This window comes from Algibacter sp., from assembly GCF_049667265.1.
In the GTDB taxonomy this organism is placed as follows: Bacteria; Bacteroidota; Bacteroidia; order Flavobacteriales; family Flavobacteriaceae; genus Algibacter_B.
On sequence record NZ_JBATHX010000290.1, the window covers coordinates 1 to 2,062 of the forward strand.

The 2,062-nt window shown below is 35.6% G+C and carries 1 protein-coding gene and 1 pseudogene; both read left to right on the forward strand.

Going from position 1 to position 2,062, the window contains the following annotated elements:
- Positions 1-925, forward strand: a pseudogene (locus tag WBN21_RS10730) (TonB-dependent receptor); the annotation flags it as partial.
- 88 nt (positions 926-1,013) lie between these two features.
- On the forward strand, positions 1,014-2,062 hold a 1,049-nt coding region (locus WBN21_RS10735), incomplete at its 3' end, for a DUF5689 domain-containing protein (protein WP_424200133.1).

Consider the following 2,062-nt stretch of genomic DNA (forward strand, 5'->3'; position numbering starts at 1 on the left):
ATATATTTCTAGAGCACCATCCATACAAAACACGTATTCTAATTCTAGAGAAAACCATAATACCGTTCCTAATATTTCAAATGAAAATATAGCCTCAGTTGATGCAAGTTATATTTTTCGAACACCAACTATAAAAGCGAAATTAACGGGTTATTACACGAAAATAGCTGATGCAAGTGAGATCTCTTTCTTTTTTGCTGATGGCGTTGGTGGTGATAATACGGCTTTTGTTCAAGAAATTTTACAAGGCATAGACAAAAAACATTTTGGTGGCGAATTTGGAATTGAGGCCCAAGTGACGCCTACAATTAAATTGAAAGGTGCCGCTGCTGTTGGGCAATTTACTTATGATAATAACCCAAATTTATTTTTATCGACCGAACCAGATGCTGAAGCTGAGGCTGCCGGATTTGTAAACGGATTTAAAGATTTCGGACAGTCAAAATTAAAAGATTATAAGTTGGCTTCTGGACCGCAAAACGCATATTCGGTTGGTTTTGAATATCGTGACCCTGATTATTGGTGGTTTGGAGCTACTGCAAATTTTTTCCAAAACACCTATGTTGATGTGAGTCCGTTAACAAGATCGTCAAATTTTAATACCGATTTTGATGGCAATGTTTTTAATGATTACGATGAAGATTTAGCCAGAGAGTTATTAAAACAAGAACGGTTTGATGATTATATGTCGGTGAATTTGGTAGGTGGCAAATCATGGAGACTAGGCAAACATTATATAGGCTTTTTTGCAAGTATTAATAACCTTTTAGATGCTGTTTATAAAACTGGGGGTTTTGAGCAGGGTAGAAATGCTAATTACAGAGAATTGCGAGATGATAAGGCTCTAAATTCGCCCGTTTTTGGACCTAAATATTGGTATGGTAGAGGCGCTACATACTTTTTGAATTTGAATGTTAGTTTTTAATAGAAATCTCAAATGTTGAATTTAGTTGAAATGTGCGTTAGGCCTGCCTGCCGGCAGGCGCCCAAATAAAAAAATAAAATACGGAGTTATGAATAAAATTTCAATCTTTTTAAGTGTTATGATTTTAGGAGTGCTTTTTGCATCGTGTGTTAAGGATGATGATTATAGTGTGCCTGATATTTCGATAACAGAACCCAATATTCCGCAAGAGCAAATTACCACTTTTAAAGCCATAAAATCGCTTTATGAGCAGGCTGTAAATGGCGGAAATACAACCGTTGTTATTGATGATGAAACTGATTTGTATATTGTTGGTTATGTTGTGTCGTCTGATAAATCTGGAAACTTTTTTGAAGAATTAATTATTCAGAATAAAATAGATGGAAGTAGCACAGATAGTGATCCCAGACTTGGGTTTAAGGTTGATATTAATGTGAGTAGCTTATCTGACACGTATCAATTTGGGCAAAAAGTGTACGTTAAAATGACTGGTTTAACCATTGGGGCAACGAGTGGCGTAATTACAATTGGCAAAGGAAATGCGGTGCAAGTGGAGCAAATTCAACCTGCTGAATATAAAGATATTGTTATAAGAAGTAATGAAATTGCGACTATAACGCCAAAAATTTCAGGTTTGGCAGAGTTAACAGATAGCGATGAAAACACCTTGATTCAGTTAGAAAATATGCAATTAAATAGATTTGAATTAGGGGCAAGCTATGCGAGTGAATCTTTTGATGAGTTTGATGGGTTACGGTTATTGGAAAGTTGCAATTCGGGTATTCAAATGATTATGCAAACGAGTACGTTTTCTGATTTTAAAACTTTAATTGTGCCGCAAGGCCAAGGAAGTGTAACAGGTATTTTTAGTCGCGATTTTAGAGACGATTTTAATGTGTTAGTTATTAATAGTTCGGCAGATGTTAATTTTGATAATGAAACGCGTTGCGACCCTTTGGAATTATCTTGTGGATTAGCCACAAGCTTTGGTTCTCAAAATTTGTTTTATGAAGATTTTGAATCTCAAAGTAACAATAAGCCAGTAGAAATTGATGGATGGACAAACTATATGGAAACGGGTACTGAGGCTTGGGAAGGTTATTCGTCCACATCATCAAATGCTTCATTAGGGCGTTC